The sequence below is a fragment of the Mycobacterium kyogaense genome (genome assembly GCF_003254575.1).
Classification (GTDB): Bacteria; Actinomycetota; Actinomycetes; order Mycobacteriales; family Mycobacteriaceae; genus Mycobacterium; species Mycobacterium kyogaense.
Genome location: NZ_QJUA01000016.1, coordinates 50,631 through 71,096 on the forward strand (window position 1 = coordinate 50,631; position 20,466 = coordinate 71,096).

The window sequence follows — 20,466 nt, forward strand, 5'->3', positions numbered from 1 at the left end:
GGTGCTGGCAGGCTGATCAGCTGTGCCTGGACAGAAGCGGACCGGTCCGTTCGACGTGGGTGACCGCGTGCAGCTCACCGACGCCAAGGGCAGGCGCTACACGATGGTGCTCAAGCCGGGCGGGGAGTTCCACACCCACCGCGGCATCATCTCGCTGGATCAGGTGATCGGACAGCCCGAAGGCAGCGTGATCAAGTCCACCAACGGCGACCAGTTCCTGGTGTTGCGGCCGCTGCTCGTCGACTACGTGATGTCGATGCCGCGCGGAGCGCAGGTGGTCTATCCGAAGGACGCGGCGCAGATCGTGCACGAGGGCGACATCTTCCCGGGCGCGCGGGTGCTCGAGGCGGGCGCCGGATCGGGTGCGCTGACGTGTTCGCTGTTGCGCGCCGTCGGCCCCGAGGGCCGCGTCACCTCCTACGAGGTGCGCGAGGACCACGCCGAGCACGCGCTGCGCAACGTGACCACGTTCTTCGGTGCTGCGCCGGACAATTGGGAGTTGGTCACCGCCGACCTGGTCGACTACTCCGGGCCGGAGGTGGACCGGGTGGTGCTGGACATGCTCGCGCCGTGGGAGGTGCTCGGCCGCGTCGCCGAGGTGCTCGTCGCGGGCGGTGTGCTGATGATCTACGTCGCCACCGTCACGCAGCTGTCCAAGACGGTCGAGGCGCTGCGCGAGCAGCAGTGCTGGACCGAACCGCGCGCCTGGGAGAGCATGCAGCGCGGCTGGCATGTCGTGGGTCTCGCGGTGCGCCCTGAGCACACGATGCGCGGCCACACCGCGTTCCTGATCAGTGCGCGCAAACTCGCACCCGGCGCGATCGCGCCGATCCCGCTGCGTAAGAAGCGCCCGACCGTCTGACGTTCAGTCGTCGTCGCTGCGGCGCAGGTCCCGCCGGACCGCGAGCAACTCCATCTCCGGGCGCGCCGCGACCAGACGCTCCGCCGCGTCGAGAACCGACACCACGTGGGCGCGGTCACCGGATACGGCGGCGATCCCGACGCCGGCCCGCCGGTGCAGATCCTGGGCTCCGGTCTCGGCGGCCGACACCGAGAAACGACGGGCCAATTCGGCGACCAGCGGCCGCACCACCGAGCGCTTCTGCTTGAGCGAATGCACGTCCCCGAGAAGGAGGTCGAACTCCAACCAGCCGATCCACATGCTCACCGTGGCGGAGAGGGCGGGGGTGGGGGAGGCGCGGCTGGTGCGGCCGGCGGTGCGTCCAGCGCCAGCAGCTGGTCGGCGGTCTGACGCGTCAGCTGCCACGAGCCGGCCTCCGGCGCGAACTGCATGGGATAGGTGAACTGGGAGCCCGGCGGGTTCGCCAGCGTGATCGTCACGGTCGCGACGACGTCACCGTCACCGTTCTGCGTCCACCCCAGGTCGCGCGCGTCGAACGTCAGCGGCAGTGCGCCGTTGTCGCGCAGCGCTGCGGCGAAGCGATCCAGGCCGGCAGCCTCGCTCGGGGTGCCGTTTTCGATCAGCGAGATCTTCTGATCCCCGGGGACGGCGGGATCGGAGAGGCGAGACAGAACGTCGGTCAGCGCGGAGGGCTGGGGCAACGGTGGACCGCCCGGCGCGGGCGGAGCGGGCGCGGGAATGCCCACCGACGGAGTGGGCGACGTCTCGATGGTCGTCGCGGCCGGAGGGGCCGGTGCCGGCGCGCACCCACCCAACACGAACGCCGCCACAATCGTGGCGGCGCCGCGGTGAAGAGGGTGACGCACCGGCGTCATCGATCGGTAAGGATCAACGCTCGAGCTGATCTGGAGGGATCAGCCGAGCATTCCGGCGAGGGTGAACAGCGAGGACTGCGAGAGCTGCCAGCCGGTCGGGCTCGGGCCCTGCACGAAGCTCAGCGGCATCGTCCGGCTCTCGCCGGTCGGCAGCGTCGCGGTGACGTTCGCCGTCGCGACATTGCCGTTGACATCGACGTCGGCGACGGTCGCGGTCAGCGGCAGGTAGCCCTTCTGGACCGCGCTGTTGTACTTCGCGGAGACGCCGATCCCACCGATGCGGCCCAGGTCCTGCACGTACGCCTGCTTGCCGGAGAACGAGCCACCCGAACCGAGGACGTTGACGGTCTGCTGCAGCGGACCGGCGAGCTCAGGCGCCGGCGCCAGCGGCGCATTGACCACGACCGGGTCGGCGGCGGCCACACCGGCCCCGACTGCAATCGAGGTCACACCCACGGCCGCGGCGCCCGCGAGGGCAGCTGCTGCGGTCCCAGCGGTCACGCTGGTAAAGAGGGATTTGAGGGTCACGACGGTCCTTCCGTTCGGACGAACTGATGTACAGAGGCTAACAGTGTTGCTGGTGTGTCGAATTCCTAGAGCACACACAATGGCTGAATCGCCGGTAGCGTTGAAGTTGTTACCGCACCAACTGCAGGTGTGGGGAAGGAGCTCAGCATGAGTGAGTCCGAGCGTTCCGGAACATCCCCCGAAAGAAGGCTGTCCGCCGAGGACGCTGCCGAGTTGGAGCAGCTCCGTCGGGAAGCCGCCATCCTGCGCGAACAACTCGACGGTGCGGTGGGTCCGCAGAGCGGTGCGCGCGCCGCCCGCGACGTCCACCAACTCGAGGCGCGGATCGACTCGCTGGCGGCCCGCAACGCCAAGCTGATGGACACGCTGAAAGAAGCTCGCCAACAGTTGCTGGCGCTGCGTGAGGAGGTCGACCGGCTCGGTCAGCCGCCCAGCGGCTACGGCGTGCTGCTCGGGGTCCAGGACGACGACACCGTCGACGTGTTCACCTCCGGTCGCAAGATGCGCCTCACCTGCTCGCCGAACATCGACACCAAGGTGCTCAAGAAGGGCCAGACGGTCCGCTTGAACGAGGCACTGACCGTCGTCGAGGCCGGCCATTACGAATCGGTCGGAGAGATCAGCACGCTGCGCGAGATCCTGTCCGACGGCCACCGTGCCCTCGTCGTCGGCCACGCCGACGAGGAGCGCATCGTGTGGCTGGCCGAGCCGCTCGTCGCGGCCGAGCACCTGCCCGAGGTCGAGGACCCGAGCCTCGGCGACGATCAGCCGCGCAAGCTCCGTCCCGGCGATTCGCTGCTCGTCGACACCAAGGCCGGCTACGCCTTCGAGCGCATCCCCAAGGCCGAGGTCGAGGACCTGGTGCTCGAGGAGGTGCCCGATGTCAGTTACCTGGACATCGGTGGCCTGACCCGACAGATCGAGCAGATCCGCGACGCAGTCGAGCTGCCGTTCCTGCACAAGGACCTGTATCGCGAGTACGCGCTGCGGCCGCCCAAGGGTGTGCTGCTCTACGGGCCTCCCGGGTGCGGTAAGACGCTGATCGCCAAGGCGGTGGCCAATTCGCTGGCCAAGAAGATGGCCGAGCTCCGCGGCGAGGACTCTCGTGAGGCGAAGTCCTACTTCCTGAACATCAAGGGCCCCGAGCTGTTGAACAAGTTCGTCGGTGAGACCGAGCGGCACATCCGCCTGATCTTCCAGCGGGCCCGCGAGAAGGCGTCCGAGGGCACGCCAGTGATCGTGTTCTTCGACGAGATGGACTCGATCTTCCGCACCCGCGGCACCGGCGTGAGCTCCGACGTGGAGACCACGGTGGTGCCCCAGCTGCTCAGCGAGATCGACGGTGTCGAAGGCCTGGAGAACGTCATCGTGATCGGCGCCTCCAACCGCGAGGACATGATCGACCCGGCGATCTTGCGGCCCGGCCGCCTGGACGTCAAGATCAAGATCGAGCGGCCGGATGCCGAGGCGGCGCAGGACATCTTCAGCAAGTACCTCACCGAGCACCTGCCGATCCATGCCGACGATCTCTCGGAGTTCAGCGGCGATCGCCGGCTGACCATCAAGGCGATGATCGAGAAGGTCGTCGAGCGGATGTACGCCGAGATCGACGACAACCGCTTTTTGGAAGTGACCTACGCCAACGGGGACAAGGAAGTCATGTATTTCAAGGACTTCAACTCCGGGGCGATGATCCAGAACGTCGTCGACCGGGCGAAGAAGAACGCGATCAAGTCCGTGCTGGAGACCGGTCAGCCGGGTCTGCGCATCCAGCACCTGCTGGACTCGATCGTCGACGAGTTCGCCGAGAACGAGGACCTGCCCAACACCACCAATCCCGATGACTGGGCCCGTATCTCGGGCAAGAAGGGCGAGCGGATCGTCTACATCCGCACGCTGGTCACCGGGAAGTCGTCGAGTGCGAGCAGGGCGATCGACACCGAGAGCAACCTCGGGCAGTACCTCTAACTCGACACCAGCGAGTAGCTGTTGGTCAGGCCGTCCTGGAGCACCTGGGCGGCCTGACTGCTCGTGTCCACGCGCAGGTCGGTCTCGAGCGTGCGGGTTCGGTAGCTCCAACCGTCCGGAAGCGTCAAGCGCTCCGCGAGCCCCGGCAGGTCGTCGTAACTCAGTTCGGGGTCGACGATCTGGCTCCACGTCTGCATCACCCATGCCCTGCCGTCGGCGTCGACGAGTTCGAACACCGGTGCGCCGGCGTCGAACACGAACACCGCGTTGCGCGCCACCGTGTTGGGCACGTAGGGGGCCGGATTCATCGACGACAGCGCGACGGTGGCCTGGCGGTACATGTCCAGCCCGCCGAAGGTGACGATCTCGCGCTCGGTGCCCATGTCCTTCTCGATGGCGTCCATCAGCCAGTAGCGCGGACCGTTCAGCAGGGCCGCCAGCGCGCCGTGCTCGGTGGCCAGCGCCTGGGCGTCGAGCCGGGTCCACAGCTCGGGCGGGCAGTCGTTGAGCGGGTAGGTGTTGTAGACGGTCGCCGTGGGTCCGTCCGCTCCGGCGCTGACCAGCAGCACCTCGCCGTAGCGCCCACCCCGCAGCCCGGTGTTCTTCATCGGATCGGCTCCTCTCGGTGCATCGAAAGATAGGTGTCGCGGCCGGCCAGGCTGACCGCGACGTCGGAGATCAATGGTTCGAAGAAGCGCTCACGGTAGAGCGGGTCGACGCTGGTGCTGACGGTGAAGTACAGGCCGGAGAGCACGGCGACGAACAGCGACATGTGCACGACGGTCTGCGGTACGGGCACGTGGACGCCGAACCATGTGCCGTCGCAGGGCGGCACTCCGACGGGGCAACTCTGTTCACCCGACCACAGCACGAGCACGTCCGGGGGTACGGCGACGAAGCCCAGGGCGATGAAGAACAGGAACAGTCCGGTGGTGAACAGCACCACCTGGATGGCCTGGGCGACCACCATGACGGCGACGACGTTGACCCGTTCGGGCCACGAGAGCGGTGTCGGTGTGCCGGGCGCGAGCCTCGCCAGAGGGGTCTCGGCGAGCAGTGCCCCGGGGTCCGACTGCCGGGTCCTGTCCTGCCGCAACGCGCTGATCTCGTCGCGGATGGTGGCCACCATGAAGGCCAGCCCCACCGCGGCCAGGAATCCTATTGTCTGCCAGAGCCTTTCGCGGGTCACCCGGGCCGACAGCTGCCAGAGTTCGCCGGTGAAGTACACCACCACGGTGAGCATCAGCAGCGGCAGCGCCCGACTCAGCAGCGTGCCGAGCGCGCCGACCTGCTCCCAGGCGAAACGAAAGGCCCACAGCGCGATCGAGCCCAGGCCGATGTAGGTCAGCCAGATCGTCACCATGGTCACGGTCAGGAACACCGGCACCTCTGCGAGTGCTGCGGCCGAGAGGCCGGACACCGCGAACGGCATCACCAGGACGAAGATCCCCATCACGGCCAGCGCCGTGGTCCGGCGGCCCAGTCGCGCTGCGGTGGTGGACCTGCGGTGCAGCACCTCGAGGGCGAACGGCGCCGCCGCCAGCACGGTGGTGATGCCGGCCAGTCGGAGCAGAACCACCACCTGCGGATCGCCTCCGGTCCATTCGGCCAGCAGCAGGACAGCCGCCGTCAGCGCGCCGACCCCCGCCACCGCCGGCGCCGCTCGGGCCATCAGAGCCCGCGACCGTACCCGCCGGGTCAGCACCAGGGGAAGCCCCCGGTGCAGGAACCATTCGTGGACCTGCGGCATGTCGACAGCGGGTGCGCTCACCGGGATTCGCCCTGCGCCGTCGTCGCGGTCACCGTCGCGGTGCGGTAGCGGTCGCGCGCCACCAGGGTGAGCAGCAGGTCCTCGAGCGACGGGTCGACGAACTGGCGGCGGTACTCCTTGTCGGTGACCGCCCGCGCCGCCAGGTACATGAACGTCAGCGCGGTCAGGAACATCGCGAGCTGGATCAGAGCGTCGGGGATCGGCAGCGTCATCCCGAGCAGTTGACCGTCGCCCGGGCTGCCGCCGGTCAGGGCATCCAACAGGTCGGGACTGACCAGGATCAGCCCGAGAACGCCGAACAGCGAACCCGTCACCACGGCCACCGTCAGCACCTGGATGATCTGCGACAGAGCTAGCACGACAACGACATTGACCCGTTCCGGCCGCGACAGCGGCACCCGCCGGGGCCGATCGGGCATGGACTCGAACGGGGTGCCGACCAGCATCTGCGCGTGCTCTGGCCGCTTGGCCTCAGGCGTCAGGATGGGACGCGCCAGGCCGAGAGTGCTCGACACCATGAAGGAGGCGGCCACGGCGAACAGGAACAGCATGCCGAGCCACAGCCGGCCCCGGCTGATCGTCGACGCCATGGTCCACACCGGGCCGTTGAAGAACACGAGCACGGTCAACAGCATCACCGGCAGCGCCCGCAGCAGCAGGCTGCCCACGGATGCCAGGTTGTGCAAGGTCACGGTCGCGGCCCAGCCCAGCACTGATCCCAGCCCCGTCGCGGTGCTCAGCAGGATCAGCCCGATCACGGTCCCTTCAGCGACGATGTCGACGAAGATCCGCGCGCTCGGCCCGCCGAACACCGCGGCCACGCCCGCCACGGCCACCGAGGCCGCCGACACCGCTTCCCGCCGCCGGCGATGCGCGATCCGCGACACCAGCCGGCCCACCGTGGCGGCTGCCGGCGCCACCAGCACCACGATCACGAGGACGAACCACTCGGTGCGGGTCGGGGTGCCGTCGATGTCGATCGTGTGCTTGCCCGTCACCGCGACGATCACGATCGAGAACGCCATACTCACCGCGAACGCGGCCAGCGCCGGCGCCGACCGGGACCACACCCCGCGCACCAGCGTGCCGGGCCGCAGCACCGCGGGTAGACCGCGGCGCAGGAACCACTGTTCTGCGGCCGAGCGCAGGTCGGAGTCGCCGGAACGGGTGATCATGATCGCCCTCATCTCACCACGCCGCCCAGCTCACCGACGGTATTCCGCACCGGGGCGCTGTGAGCCGTTCTGGGCGCACCTCTACGCTGGACGGCATGCAACGGATCATCGGAACGGAGGTCGAGTACGGCATCTCCTCGCCGTCCGATCCGACCGCGAATCCGATCTTGACGTCCACCCAGGCCGTGCTGGCCTACGCCGCGGCGGCCGGTCTGCAACGGGCCAAGCGCACGCGCTGGGACTACGAGGTCGAATCCCCGCTGCGGGATGCCCGGGGCTTCGACCTGAGCCGCTCATCGGGGCCGCCACCCATCGTCGACGCCGACGAGGTCGGTGCCGCCAACATGATCCTGACCAACGGGGCCCGCCTCTACGTCGACCACGCCCACCCCGAGTACTCCGCGCCCGAAGTCACCGACCCGATGGATGCGGTCATCTGGGACAAGGCAGGTGAGCGGGTCATGGAGGCGGCGGCCCGCCACGTGGCGAGCGTGCCCGGCGCGGCCAAGCTGCAGCTCTACAAGAACAACGTCGACGGCAAGGGCGCGTCGTACGGAACGCACGAGAACTACCTGATGAGCCGCCACACGCCGTTCTCGGCGGTCATCGCCGGCCTGACGCCGTTCCTGGTGTCGCGGCAGGTGTTCACCGGCAGCGGCCGCGTCGGGATCGGCCCGTCGGGCGACGAGCCGGGCTTCCAGCTGTCGCAGCGATCGGATTACATCGAGGTCGAGGTCGGCCTGGAGACGACGCTCAAGCGCGGCATCATCAACACCCGCGACGAACCGCATGCCGACGCCGACAAGTACCGCCGGCTGCACGTCATCATCGGCGACGCGAATCTGGCCGAGACGTCGACCTACCTCAAGGTCGGCACCACCGCGCTCGTCCTCGACCTGATCGAGGAGGGACCCCAACTCGGCCTCGACCTGTCCGACCTCGCGCTGGCGCGCCCCGTGCACGCGGTGCACGTGGTGTCGCGCGATCCGTCGCTTCGCGCCACCGTCGCGCTGGCCGACGGCCGTGAACTGACCGGCCTTGCGCTGCAGCGGATCTACCTCGACCGGGTGGCCAAGCTCGTGGACAGTCGAGATCCCGACCCGCGCGCCAGCCACGTCCTCGAGACATGGGCGCACGTTTTGGATCTGCTCGAGCGGGACCCGATGGAGTGCGCCGACCTGCTCGACTGGCCGGCCAAGCTGCGTCTGCTCGAGGGTTTCCGCCAGCGGGAGAACCTGAGTTGGAACGCGCCGCGTCTGCACCTGGTGGACCTGCAGTACTCCGATGTGCGGCTGGACAAAGGGCTCTACAACCGGCTGGTGGCCCGCGGCTCGATGCAGCGGCTGGTCACCGAGCAACAGGTGCTCGACGCCGTGGACAATCCGCCCACCGACACCCGGGCGTACTTCCGCGGAGAATGCCTGCGCCGCTTCGGTGCCGACATCGCGGCCGCCAGCTGGGATTCGGTGATCTTCGATCTCGGCGGTGACTCGCTGGTGCGCATCCCCACCCTCGAGCCGCTTCGGGGTAGCAAATCCCATGTCGGTGCACTGCTGGACTCGGTGGACAGCGCGGTCGAGCTGGTCGAACAACTCACGACCTGATCGGGCTATCCCCGGCAATCGGACGGCTGACCGGTAGTGTGGGGGAACGGCGAGCTGGGACATCTCGACATATCGCGGTGTCACCACTCGGAGTGAGAGACGCAGGAGGCAGCGATGGCGCAGGAGCAGACCAAGCGCGGCGGCGGAGGCGGCGAGGACGACGATCTCACCGGCAGCACGGCGGCCGGCCAAGAGCGCCGCGAGAAGCTGACCGAGGAGACCGACGATCTGCTCGACGAGATCGACGACGTCCTGGAAGAGAACGCAGAAGACTTCGTGCGTGCGTACGTGCAGAAGGGTGGACAGTGACCTGGCCGCATCGCGATCAGACCTCTGCCAACCAGGTACCGGGAGCCTTTGACGCCCTACCCGCAGGGCTGTCGCATGGTGGCGTGAACCCGTCGTCGTTCTCCGACTTCCTTCGTCACCAGGCTCCCCATCTGCTGCCGGGCGCCGGAGGCTCAGGTCTTCAGGTACCGGCGGCAGTGCCGACCGTCTTGCCGACCGACGCGGTGCCGCACGGCACCACGATCGTCGCGCTGAAGTTCCCCGGCGGTGTGCTGATGGCCGGGGACCGGCGCGCCACCCAGGGCAACATGATCGCCAGCCGCGACGTGCAGAAGGTGTACATCACCGACGACTACACGGTCACCGGCATCGCCGGCACCGCGGCGATCGCGGTCGAATTCGCCCGCCTCTACGCCGTCGAGCTCGAGCATTACGAGAAGCTCGAGGGTGTCCCACTGACGTTCCCGGGCAAGGTGAACCGTCTGGCCACGATGGTGCGCGGCAACCTCGGTGCCGCGCTGCAGGGCTTCATCGCGCTGCCGCTGCTGGCCGGTTACGACCTCGATGATCCGAATCCCGAAGGGGCGGGGCGCATCGTGTCGTTCGACGCCGCCGGCGGCCACAACCTCGAAGAAGAGGGCTACCAGTCCGTCGGCTCGGGTTCGATCTTCGCCAAGTCGTCGATGAAGAAGCTCTACTCCCGGGTCCGCGACGCCGATTCGGCGCTGCGGGTCGCCATCGAGGCGCTCTACGACGCGGCTGACGACGATTCCGCCACCGGTGGTCCGGATCTGGTGCGCGGCATCTATCCGACCGCCGTCGTCATCACCGCCGATGGCGCGGTCGAGGTGACCGAGCAGCAGATCGCCGGGCTGGCCCGCGAGATCATCGACAACCGTTCGCGGACCGACACTTTCGGGCCCGACGCTGAGCCTGTCCGGGGTGACGAGCTGTGAGTTTCCCGTATTTCATCTCACCCGAGCAGGCGATGCGCGAGCGTTCCGAGCTCGCTCGCAAGGGAATCGCCCGCGGTCGCAGTGTCATCGCGCTGGCCTATGCCGACGGCGTGCTGTTCGTCGCGGAGAACCCGTCGCGCTCACTGCAGAAGGTGAGCGAACTCTACGACCGCGTCGGCTTCGCCGCCGTCGGCCGCTTCAACGAGTTCAACAACCTGCGCAGCGGCGGGATTCGGTTCGCCGACACGCAGGGCTATGCGTACTCCCGCCGCGACGTGACGGGACGCCAGCTGGCCAACGTGTACGCCCAGACCCTCGGCACCATCTTCACCGAGCAGGCCAAGCCGTACGAGGTGGAGCTGTGCGTGGCCGAGGTGGCCCACTACGGCGAGACCAAACCCCCCGAGCTGTATCGGATCACCTACGACGGGTCGATCGCCGACGAACCGCACTTCGTGGTGATGGGCGGGACGACCGAGCCGATCTCGACGGCGCTGACCGACTCGTATTCGGAGAACCTGAGTCTCGGCGAGGCAGTGTCGGTCGCCGTGACCGCGCTCGGCGCGGGCGGAAACGGCAGCGAGCCGCGCGTGTTGGGCCCGGGCACCCTGGAGGTCGCGGTGCTCGACGCCAACCGGCCGCGGCGCGCGTTCCGGCGCATCACCGGCACCGCGCTCGAGGCGTTGCTGCCTGCCTCGGACACACCGGCTGCCGACACCGCCGAAAGCTGAACTCCTGCCCGTTCTCCGCGCGCGTGGTGCCCTGACTGGGTAGTGTCCCCGCTGGCGACGTCGAGACACCAGGCGAGGAGGCCGCAGCGGGCATGGACGGTCAACCTGACCTCTGTATCGGGGGTACCTGGCGGCACGCCTCCGACGGCGGCACTCGCGACATCGTCAACCCCGCCGATGGCAGTGTGGCGGCCGTGGTCGACGAGGCCACCCCTGACGACGCGCTCGCGGCGGTCGCGGCCGCTCGCGCCACGTTCGACGACGGGGCCTGGCGCGCCACCACGGCGTCCGAGCGCTCGGAGTTGCTGCACCGCGTCGCGGAGTTGCTGCAGCGAGACAAAGAAGACCTCGCGCTCCTGGAGACTCGCGACACCGGAAAGACGTTGGCCGAGAGCCGAATCGACATCGACGACGTCACGTCGGTGTTCCGCTACTACGCTCGCCTGATCGGCGTCGAGACCGATACTCTCGTCGATGTCGGCAATCCGGCGGTGATCAGCCGGGTGGTGGCCGAACCGATCGGCGTGTGCGTACTCATCGCGCCGTGGAACTATCCGCTGCTGCAGATGTCGTGGAAGGTGGCCCCGGCCCTGGCGGCGGGGTGCACGATGGTCGCCAAACCCAGCGAAGTCACCCCGTTGTCGACCATCGCGTTCGTCCGGCTGCTCGACGAGGCGGGCGTACCGCCGGGGGTGGTGAACCTGCTGCAGGGCAGCGGCGCAACGTTGGGCGCGGCGCTCACCGACAACCCGGACGTCGACTTCATCTCGTTCACCGGCGGCCTGTCGACCGGGCGCACCATCGCCGCGACCGCCGCCGCGCACGTCACCAAGGTGGCCCTCGAACTCGGCGGCAAGAACCCGCACATCGTCTTCGCCGACGTCCGCGACAGCGGCGACTGGGACGCCGCCGTCGACCACGTCCTGACCGGGGTGTTCCTGCACTCCGGGCAGGTGTGCTCGGCGGGTACCCGGGTCATCCTCGAAGAGTCCATCGCCGACGACTTCGTCGCCGCGCTCGCCCAGCGCGCCGCGACGATCCGCGTCGGCAACGGAATGGACCCGGCCAGCGAGACCGGGCCGCTGGTCTCCGAACAGCATCGCGCCAAGGTCGAAAGCTATGTGGCGCTGGGGATTTCCGAAAGTGCAACGCTGGTGTGCGGCGGCGCACGGCCGTCCGATCCGGCCCTTGCCGACGGCTACTTCTATCTGCCCACGATCTTCGACCACTGCGACCGGTCGATGCGCATCGTCACCGAGGAGACCTTCGGGCCGATCCTGACCGTCGAGCGGTTCGCCAGCGAGGACGAGGCCATCATGCTGGGCAACGACACGCGCTACGGGCTGGCCGCCGGTGTGCGCACGTCGGATGCGGCGCGCGGCGAGCGTGTGGTGCGTGCCCTGCGCCACGGCACCGTGTGGCTCAACGATTTTGGCTACTACACCGCTGCCGCGGAATGGGGCGGCTTCGGCGCCTCGGGGAACGGACGCGAGCTCGGGCCCTCTGGCTTGGCCGAATACCAAGAGCTCAAACACATCTGGCACAACACCGCCCCCGCTGCCGCGGGCTGGTTCCACAACTGAGAGCAGTCCCCTTCAGAAAGGCTCATCATGGTGATCAAACAGCCCCACCACGACAGCGGCATGGAGGATTTCGGCTACAAGGAATCGCTGGACCGCAGCATCGGCAAGTTCGCCAGCTTCGCCGCCGGGGTCAGCTACATCTCGATCCTCACCGGCACGTTCCAGCTGTTCTACTTCGGATTCTCCAGCGCCGGACCGGCGTACCTGTGGTCCTGGCCCATCGTCTTCGTCGGCCAGATGGCCGTCGCCCTGTGCTTCATGGAGCTCGCGGCCAAGTACCCGGTCGCCGGCTCGGTCTACAACTGGAGCAAGAAATTGGCCAGCCGGGTGGTGGGCTGGACATCGGGATGGCTGATGCTCACCGCGTCCATCGTGACCATCTCGGCGGTCGCGCTGGCCTATCAGCTCAACCTGCCCCGGTTGTGGAGCGGATTCCAGATCATCGGTGACGGCACCGGCGAGTACGACTACGCCGCCAACGCGGTGCTGCTCGGCACGATCCTCATCGCGTTCACCACCCTGGTCAATGCGCTCGGTGTGCGGCTGATGGCGATGATCAACAGTGCGGGCGTGTTCATCGAGCTGATCGCGGCCGTCCTGATCGCGGTCCTGCTGGCCGTCAACATCGAGCGCGGTCCCGACATCTTCTTCTCCACCAACGGATACGGCGCCGGGGAGTCGATGGGATACCTGGGCGCGTTCCTGGTCGCGTCGCTGGCGTCGGGATACGTGATGTACGGCTTCGACACCGCGTCCTCGCTCGGTGAGGAGACCGTCGAGCCGCGTCGCACCGCACCCAAGGCCATCCTTCGGGCCATCCTGGCCTCGTTCGTGATCGGCGGCGCGATCCTGGTGTTCGCGGTGATGGCCGCGCCCAACCTCGAGGATCCGAAGCTGGGGGAGAGCTCGGGCGGACTGCAGTACATCGTCGAATCGGTGATGTGGGGACCGCTGGGCAAGATCTTCCTGGTCTGCATCGTGGTGGCGGTGACGGTCTGCACGCTGGCCGTGCACACCGCGGCGATCCGGCTCACCTTCGCGATGGCCCGCGACAACGCGCTGCCCTTCGGTGAACGCCTCGCCACGGTGCATCCGAAGACTCAGACCCCGATCGTCCCCGCGGTGACGATCGGCGTGATCTCGGTGATCATCCTGGTGATCAACATCGAGCAGCCCAAGATCTTCACGGTGCTGACCTCGATCGCGATCATCATGATCTACCTGGCCTATCTGATGGTGACCGGTCCGCTGCTGAAGAAGCGGTTGCAGGGGCAGTGGCCGCCGGCGGATCTGAAGGAGGGTGGCTACTTCACGATGGGTCGCTGGGGTCTGCCGGTCAACATCGTCGCGGTGGTGTGGGGTGTCGGGATGGCAGTCAACCTCGCCTGGCCGCGCACGGCGGTCTACGGCGAGCCCTGGTACAACACCTGGGGCGCATTCGTCTACATCGGCGTCATCCTCGGTGCCGGTCTGCTGTGGTACGCGGTCAAGGGCCGCAACCACATCGGAACGCTCGAGTCGCACGCCGCCGCGACCGTCGCCGAGGCGCGTACCGATGGCTGAGACGGGTGTGTTCGACTACGTGATCGCCGGGGGCGGCACGGCGGGCTGCGTGCTCGCCGCCCGGTTGTCCGAGGATCCCGACGTCACGGTGTGCCTGATCGAGGCGGGTCCGTCCGATGTCGGCGACGACAAGATCCTGGTGCTCTCGGACTGGATGCACCTGCTGGACTCCGGGTACGACTGGGACTATCCGGTCGAACCGCAGGAGCGGGGCAACTCGTTCATGCGGCACGCGCGCGCCAAGGTGCTCGGCGGGTGTTCGTCGCACAATTCCTGCATCGCCTTCCATCCGCCGGCCGAGGCGCTCGACGAGTGGGCGGCCATGGGTGCGACGGGATGGAGCGCCGCCGAGGTGCTGCCACTGGTCGACCGGCTCACCCAGACGGTGATGCTGCGCGACGTTCCTCCCGACGATCCCTGCGGCGCATCAGTTCTCGAGGCCGCGGCGATGGTGGGACTGCCGACGGTGTCGTTCAACCGCGGCGAGACGGTGCGCAACGGTGCCGGGTGGTTCCAGATCAACGCCGGAGAAGACGGCATCCGGAACTCGACCTCTCACGCGTTCCTGCACCCCATCCTCGGGACGCGCAAGAACCTGGAGGTCCGGACCGACACCTGGGTGTCGGAGATCCTGTTCGACGACGCCCTGCGTGCGACCGGCGTGCGGTATCAACGCCCTGACCTGACCGGGTACGACACCATCGCGGCCCGCCGCGAGGTGATCGTGACCGCCGGCGCCATCGACACCCCGAAGTTGTTGATGCTCTCGGGAATCGGGCCCACCGCCCATCTGCGGGAGATCGGCATCGACGTCCGCGTCGACTCCCCGGGGGTGGGCGCCAACCTCGACGACCACGTCGAGGGTCTGGTGTTCTGGGAGGCCGCCCAGCCGATGGTGACCACGTCGACGCAGTGGTGGGAGATCGGGCTGTTCACCACGATCGACGACGGTGTGACCCAACCCGACATGATGATGCACTACGGCAGCGTGCCGTTCGACATGAACACGCTGCGCCGCGGGTATCCGACCACCGACAACGGATTCTGCTTGACGCCCAACGTGACTCAGGGACATTCGCGCGGAACGGTGCGGCTGAGCACCCGCGACTTCCGTGATCGCCCCCGTGTCGATCCCCGCTACTTCACCGACCCGGACGGTTACGACGACCGGATCATGCTCGCCGGAGTGAAGCTGGCCCGCCGTATCGCCGAACAGTCGCCGCTGGCGCCCTGGGTGGCGCGTGAGCTCGCGCCTGGGCCCGACGCGACGACCGACGACGAACTGCTCGACTACATCCACCAGTGCCACAACACCGTCTACCACCCGGCCGCGACTGCTCGCATGGGTGCGCCGACGGACCCGATGGCGGTGCTCGACCCGCAGTTGCGGGTCAAGGGGGTCACAGGGCTGCGGGTGGTGGACGCGTCGGCGATGCCGAAACTGCCTGCGGTGAACCCGAACATCACGGTGATGACGATGGCGGAGAAGTGTGCCGACCTCATCCGAGCGGGCTGACCGCGCCGCGCTGCCCCAGTTCCTGGCCGAGCACACCCCGTTCCAGGCCGCGACCGACGACGAGCTGACCGCCCTGGCCGACGGTGCCGCGATCGAGACGTTCCCCGCCGACGTCGTGGTGGCCGACTACGCGTCCCGGGTGCCCGATGCGGTGTGGATGGTGCGCGACGGGCTGGTCACGCTGCGGGCCAGCGGCGACGGCGCGTTGATCGACGTCGTCGGTCCGGGCGGGATCTTCGGCTACCTGCCGCTGCTCAGCGGCGCCGGAATGGATTTCCGGGCAACGACGTCGGCGCCCAGCACGCTGATCCGGTTACCGGGTGCCCTGGTTCAGCAGCAGTTCGCCAAACCCTCGGGACTGGCCTTCCTCGCCGCCTCGGGCTGGAACCGGGCCGCCGAGCGCGCGACCATCGCGCCGGCCACCGACGCCCGGCCGGTGGCCGAGCTCGTGCACGGCGATGTCCTGCTCGTCGAGCCCGGCGAGACGGTGCGCGACGTGGTGATCGAGATGACCGGACATCACGTGTCCTACGCCCTGATCCGGTTGCCCGACGGGGGTCTGGGGATCTTCACCGACCGGGATCTACGGACCCGGGTGGTGGCCGCCGGGCGGTCGGTCGACGTGCCCATCGCGTCGGTGATGAGTGCACCGGCCCGCACCGTCACCTCCGATCTGACGGCCGACAGCGTGCTGATGGAGATGTTGGAGTGCGGGCTGCGGCACATGCCGGTACTCACACCGCGCGGCGACGTGCTCGGGGTCCTCGAAGACGCCGACCTGCTGGCCGCCTCTGCGCGGCAGAGCTTTCTGCTGCGACGCTCGATCGCGCAGGCCGACGATGCAGCCCAGCTGCGCGAGGTGGGTCGGCAGGTCACCGGGACGGCGGTCGACCTGTTCCGTAGCGGCACCAAAGCGGTCGCGACGAGCGCCATCCTGTCTGTGGTCGTCGACAGCCTCGTGCGTCGAGCACTGGAAATCGTTGTGGCACAGGCAGAGAGCCCGCCGCCGGACGGTTTTGCCTGGCTCACGCTGGGCAGCGTCGCGCGCCGGGAGGCGATGCCGTCCTCCGACGTCGACAGTGCGGTGTCGTGGCGCGACGACCTCGACGCGCACGCCGGCCTGTTCCGGCACACCGCCGCGGAGGTCCACGAGCTGCTCGCGCAGGCAGGTCTGCCGACCGACCGCAACGGGGCCACCGCGGACAAGCCGAAATTCTCACGCTCGCAGTCGGAGTGGCGCACCGCCGCGCAGGGCTGGCTGGCCGAACCGCTTCAGGGCCGAGGGTTGATGTTCTCCTCGTTGCTGATCGACGGCCGCGTCGTGTGGGGTGATCCGGGTCTGCACACCGTGCCGTCGGCCTATCACCGCATCCGCGAGCAGTACCCGGAAGCCCTGCGCCTGCAGCTGCTCGACGCGCTGTCGGGCCGGATGCGGACCCGCTCCCTGCGGGATGTGCTGTCGCGGCGCGGAGGCACATTCGATCTGAAGAACCACGCCGTGACCCCGATCGTGAACCTCGCGCGCTGGGGCGGGCTCATGGCCGGGGTCACCTCGGCAGCGACCCCGACCCGCCTCTCCGCGGCCGCCCAGGCAGGGGCCCTGACCGAACGGGACGCCCGCACGCTGACCGAGGTGTTCACGATGCTGCAGCGCATGCGGATGGCGCATCAGGTCGAGCAGATCACCGCCGGCCGCCCGCCCGGGGACATCGTCGCGTCCTCGGAACTGTCCCCGCTGGACCGCAGCCAGCTCGGTGACGGGCTGCGTGAGATCGCCGCCGTGCGACGCCGGGTCGGCACCGTCGGCCTGTCGGGGCGCCAGGGCTGAAGCCGTCAGCGCACGCAGGGGATGCCGGCGCCGGACATCTCGGTCAGATCGGTCGGCGTGGGTGCGTGATTTCCGGTAGCGGTCGCATCGACCGCCGTGACCTTCGCAGTAGCGCCCGTGCTGCTCACGCTGGGCGATCTTTCGTTCTCATGGCCGTTCACGGGGTAGTCGGAGCCGATGGTGACGACGACGGTGTTGAGCGGCACCGCGGAGGACGATTCGGACGTCACGGCGATGGGCAACTCGTCTGCGACCGCGGCGGCTGTGTGCTCGGCGCCGGGGCCGTACTCGACGACGGTGGTGTCCGAGAGCCCGTCGGCGGTGCCGATGTCACCGCGGGTGAAGCCGTGGGCACTCAGTTCGTCGGCGACGCTGGTTGCCAGTCCCTTGTGTCCGGTCGCGTTGACGACGTGAACGATCGACGGCTCATCAGCGGACGGCGAAGGGGCCGCGGTGACAGTCGGGTTCGGTGAACCGGTCTCGAACAGGTTCCGCACGATCGATCGGATCGTCGCGACGTCGACGATGTTCACGTCTTGCCCTAGTGAGTCCTGACCGAATTCTCCGATTGGCAGTGTGTACAGCGACATCGGCTTGTCGCTCAGCGCCGACGCCTGCCCGAGAAAATTCATCATGTCGAATCCGGCGTCGACGGCCACGTTCTGCATGGCCACGTCGGCGAGATGTCGCAGCGCGATGGGGTTCGACAGGGCACCGCCGTCCCGCACGGCTCTCACCAGCGAGACGATGAACGCCTGCTGGCGGCGGGTGCGGTCCAGGTCGGTGAAGAGGTCGTTGTTGAGGTCACGGCGCTGCCGCACGAAGGCCATGGTCTGCGCGGCGTCGATCTGCTGAATCCCGCGGTGGAAGTCGGCGCCGGAGAAGTCGTCTGCGGTGTCGTCGTTCAGGCACACCGTGATCGGTTCGACGACGTGCGCGATCTGGAAGAACGCGCCGAGAGTGACCTCGATGAAGTGGTCGACGGGAACGCGCAGCAGGTCGCTGATCGTGTTGATCTGCGCCTTGCGACCGGCCTCGCGGGCGGCCTGCTCGTCGGCCGCGGGATCGGCGGACGCCGACCCGCTGGTGGCGAGCGAGTTCATCGTCTCCTGGTAGGCCAGACCGTAGGCCTGCTTGATCTTGCCCTGGCACTCGCCACTGGGGCAGCCGTGCAGGTGCACGTAGTCGTCGCGCGGGATCGACACCGCGGTCACGGGACCGTTGCCGCCCGGCACGTGCACGAGGATCAGGACGTTGGCGTTGTAGCCGCCGACCGTCTCGTCGCCGGCGTGCAGGGCGTCGTACACGTCCTTGGGGAGCGGGTTGCCGTGCTGGTCGAGGCGGCTGTCGAGACCCATGATGAGGATGTTCTGGTCTCCGCCAGTCGATGTCGCCGCACCGGCCAGCGCTTCCGACGTGGTGATCCCGACAGCGATGTTGCGGTACACCGACCAACCGATGCCAGTGGTCACCACCGTGGCGACCGCCAGCAGTGCGGTGATCGCGCGCAGCGCCACCCGCCCGCGGCGCCACGCAGTCGGCCGCGGCATGCGGTGCCGCGGGCCTCTCACCTGCGGCAGCACATCCGTGACCAGCTCAGCAGGCTCGCGTTGTGTCATGACGGTTCGAAATTATCTGCGGCGACTCTGAGAAACGCCTGATAGCAGACGTGTGGGAACGAAGTTCAGTCGAGTGACGTGGCACACGAAGTGCTGACCCGGCGTGATGCCCACCAGCGGGCGGAATCAGAGACCGTTGAGCTGAGAGAGGGTTGCGTGGGCAATGAGGAAATAGATGATCAGACCGGTACCGTCGACGATCGTCGCGATCGCTGGGGCCGAGACGAGCGCCGGGTCGACGCGCATCTTTTTCAGTAGTGGCGGCAGAACGGACGCCACCAACGCCGACCACATCACGATCGCCGCGACGGTCAAGGCCACGGTGATGGTGACCTCCGGGCCAACGCCCAGCATCCACGCCCGGATCACCGCCGCGATCCCCATCGTGGCCGCGATCAGGACTCCGGTGGAGAGCTCCTTGACCAGCACCGCCGGCAGATCCCTGAATCGCACGTGCCCGGTGGCCATGGCCCGCACCAACGTGGTGGTGATCTGGGTTCCGGTGTTGCCGCCGGTGCCGATGAGCAACGGGATGAAGAACGCCAGTGCCACGACGGCTTCGAGTTCGTCCTCGAAAGCACGTAGCACGGCGCCCGTATAGGCTTCGGCGGCGAAGAGCAAAAGCAACCACACAATTCGTTTGCGCCACAGCAGCCACGGCGAGGCCCTCAGATACGGAACGTCCAGTGGCTCCGAACCACCCTGCCGCGCAGCGTCTTCGGTGGCTTCCCACTCGGCGATGTCGGCCGCGGAGTCCTCGGTGAGGATGCCCAGCAACCGGCGCTCGGCGTCTACCACAGGGACCGCGACCAGGTTGAAGTCCGTCAGTGCCAGACCGGCCTCCTCGGCGTTGGTCAGCGGTGAGACCATCAGCAGGTCGTCGTTCATCAGCCGGGTCACTGGTTCCCGCGGATCAGCCAAGACCAGATCGCGGAACGCGACGACGCCCAAGAGGTGGGATTGCGCGTCGACGACGTAGATGTAGGCGCCTGTGCGCGAGTCGCTGCGCAGAGTCACCGCATCGTCGCGCACCGCAGCGATGGCCTCGCCGGCGGACATCTCGGGGGTCACCCGCAGGGTCTCGGGCACCATGTGGGCGGCTACCGAATCGTGTGGCCAGGACAGCAAACCACGACATAGTTGGGCGCGGTCCACGGGCAACGCCGCCAGAATGGACTCCCGAGACCCGTCCGGGATTTCCCGCAGGATGGCAACCGCATCGTCGGTATCGAGCGCATCTATGGTCCGCGCGGCGTCGGCGGCGGCCATTGCCGCCAGCAGGCGAGCGGCCACATCCTTGTTGACCGATTCCAGTAGGTCGACGATATCGGCGACATCGGCGTGCTCGCCGAGCCGTTGCAGTTCAGGATCAGACAACCTGAGCAACTGACGCTCGCGATCAACCGGACGGGGCACCTCCTTCAGCCACGCTGAGAGCTTGCGGTGGGCGCCGTCCTCGGTGAAGGCCTGCAGAACGTCGGTGATCAGGAAGCTGGGCGGTCGTGCTGGCATCTCTGCGCTCCTGAATTCGATCGAATGGCGACAAATCGCCGACACGATAGCCCACCCCTTTTCCACGGGTTCTTGCTCTGTACAACC

18 protein-coding genes are annotated in these 20,466 nt (G+C 68.0%); 10 read left to right on the plus strand and 8 right to left on the minus strand.

What is annotated here, in order from left to right; translation table 11 throughout:
• Positions 1–22 precede the first annotated feature (22 nt).
• Positions 23–862 (plus strand): tRNA (adenine-N1)-methyltransferase, encoded by an 840-nt coding sequence (locus tag DMB80_RS13290; RefSeq protein ID WP_111510278.1) that lies wholly within the window; start codon positions 23–25, stop codon positions 860–862.
• Between the two features lie 3 nt (positions 863–865).
• On the opposite strand, the gene DMB80_RS13295 is transcribed toward DMB80_RS13290, so the two are convergent.
• The 3 genes from DMB80_RS13295 to DMB80_RS13305 are packed head-to-tail and all read right to left on the minus strand — an operon-like array spanning position 866 to position 2,265.
• Complete coding sequence (locus DMB80_RS13295) at positions 866–1,162, minus strand: DUF503 domain-containing protein (protein ID WP_111510279.1); 297 nt, start codon at positions 1,160–1,162, stop codon at positions 866–868.
• A gap of 2 nt (positions 1,163–1,164) precedes the next feature.
• Positions 1,165–1,728, minus strand: coding sequence for a lipoprotein LppK (gene lppK, locus DMB80_RS13300; RefSeq protein WP_476703726.1), 564 nt, complete (start codon positions 1,726–1,728; stop codon positions 1,165–1,167).
• Between the two features lie 48 nt (positions 1,729–1,776).
• Positions 1,777–2,265, minus strand: a complete 489-nt coding sequence (locus DMB80_RS13305; protein ID WP_046365512.1) for an MTB12 family secreted protein — start codon at positions 2,263–2,265, stop codon at positions 1,777–1,779.
• A 147-nt stretch (positions 2,266–2,412) separates the two neighbouring features.
• On the opposite strand from DMB80_RS13305, the gene arc reads away from it, so the two are divergent.
• The gene (arc, locus tag DMB80_RS13310) at positions 2,413–4,233 is read left to right on the plus strand and encodes a proteasome ATPase (protein WP_046365517.1); all 1,821 of its coding nucleotides are present in this window, start codon (positions 2,413–2,415) and stop codon (positions 4,231–4,233) included.
• Here arc and DMB80_RS13315 read toward each other — a convergent pair.
• From DMB80_RS13315 to DMB80_RS13325, 3 genes are read right to left on the minus strand one after another with little or no spacing between them, the layout of a single operon-like run.
• Entirely contained in the window at positions 4,230–4,841 is a 612-nt protein-coding gene (locus DMB80_RS13315; protein ID WP_111510281.1) for a hypothetical protein, read from the minus strand. The two genes, arc and DMB80_RS13315, sit on opposite strands and share 4 nt — an antisense overlap.
• A complete protein-coding gene (locus DMB80_RS13320; protein ID WP_111510318.1) occupies positions 4,838–5,983 on the minus strand; it encodes a hypothetical protein in 1,146 nt (381 codons plus the stop codon). The genes DMB80_RS13315 and DMB80_RS13320 overlap by 4 nt, the downstream gene beginning before the upstream one ends.
• Before the next feature lie 17 nt (positions 5,984–6,000).
• A complete protein-coding gene (locus DMB80_RS13325; RefSeq protein ID WP_111510319.1) occupies positions 6,001–7,179 on the minus strand; it encodes a hypothetical protein in 1,179 nt (392 codons plus the stop codon).
• 95 nt (positions 7,180–7,274) lie between these two features.
• Here DMB80_RS13325 and dop point away from each other — a divergent pair, with 95 nt between their 5' ends.
• From dop to DMB80_RS13365, 8 genes are all read left to right on the plus strand, one after another.
• Positions 7,275–8,783, plus strand: coding sequence for a depupylase/deamidase Dop (gene dop, locus DMB80_RS13330; protein WP_111510282.1), 1,509 nt, complete (start codon positions 7,275–7,277; stop codon positions 8,781–8,783).
• A gap of 114 nt (positions 8,784–8,897) precedes the next feature.
• Positions 8,898–9,092, plus strand: a complete 195-nt coding sequence (locus DMB80_RS13335; RefSeq protein ID WP_046365221.1) for a ubiquitin-like protein Pup — start codon at positions 8,898–8,900, stop codon at positions 9,090–9,092.
• Positions 9,089–10,027 carry a proteasome subunit beta gene (gene prcB / locus DMB80_RS13340; protein WP_162938521.1) on the plus strand — a complete coding sequence of 313 codons (939 nt, stop codon included), beginning with the start codon at positions 9,089–9,091 and terminating at the stop codon, positions 10,025–10,027. The genes DMB80_RS13335 and prcB overlap by 4 nt, the downstream gene beginning before the upstream one ends.
• Positions 10,024–10,758 carry a proteasome subunit alpha gene (gene prcA / locus DMB80_RS13345; protein ID WP_111510284.1) on the plus strand — a complete coding sequence of 245 codons (735 nt, stop codon included), beginning with the start codon at positions 10,024–10,026 and terminating at the stop codon, positions 10,756–10,758. The genes prcB and prcA overlap by 4 nt, the downstream gene beginning before the upstream one ends.
• 92 nt (positions 10,759–10,850) lie before the next feature.
• Positions 10,851–12,341, plus strand: coding sequence for an aldehyde dehydrogenase family protein (locus tag DMB80_RS13350; RefSeq protein ID WP_111510285.1), 1,491 nt, complete (start codon positions 10,851–10,853; stop codon positions 12,339–12,341).
• A gap of 27 nt (positions 12,342–12,368) precedes the next feature.
• On the plus strand, positions 12,369–13,904 hold the full coding sequence (locus DMB80_RS13355) for an APC family permease (protein WP_111510286.1): 1,536 nt from the start codon (positions 12,369–12,371) through the stop codon (positions 13,902–13,904).
• Positions 13,897–15,420: a GMC family oxidoreductase gene (locus tag DMB80_RS13360; protein ID WP_111510287.1), complete on the plus strand. Its 1,524-nt coding sequence runs from the start codon at positions 13,897–13,899 to the stop codon at positions 15,418–15,420. The genes DMB80_RS13355 and DMB80_RS13360 overlap by 8 nt, the downstream gene beginning before the upstream one ends.
• Positions 15,395–17,248 carry a putative nucleotidyltransferase substrate binding domain-containing protein gene (locus DMB80_RS13365; RefSeq protein WP_111510288.1) on the plus strand — a complete coding sequence of 618 codons (1,854 nt, stop codon included), beginning with the start codon at positions 15,395–15,397 and terminating at the stop codon, positions 17,246–17,248. Before DMB80_RS13360 ends, DMB80_RS13365 begins: the two co-directional genes overlap by 26 nt.
• A 5-nt stretch (positions 17,249–17,253) precedes the next feature.
• On the opposite strand, the gene DMB80_RS13370 is transcribed toward DMB80_RS13365, so the two are convergent.
• Together DMB80_RS13370 and mgtE are read right to left on the minus strand one after the other, a co-directional pair.
• Entirely contained in the window at positions 17,254–18,798 is a 1,545-nt protein-coding gene (locus DMB80_RS13370; RefSeq protein ID WP_111510320.1) for an LCP family protein, read from the minus strand.
• Positions 18,799–18,993: 195 nt separating this feature from the next.
• Entirely contained in the window at positions 18,994–20,379 is a 1,386-nt protein-coding gene (mgtE, locus tag DMB80_RS13375) for a magnesium transporter (RefSeq protein WP_111510289.1), read from the minus strand.
• Positions 20,380–20,466 lie beyond the last annotated feature (87 nt).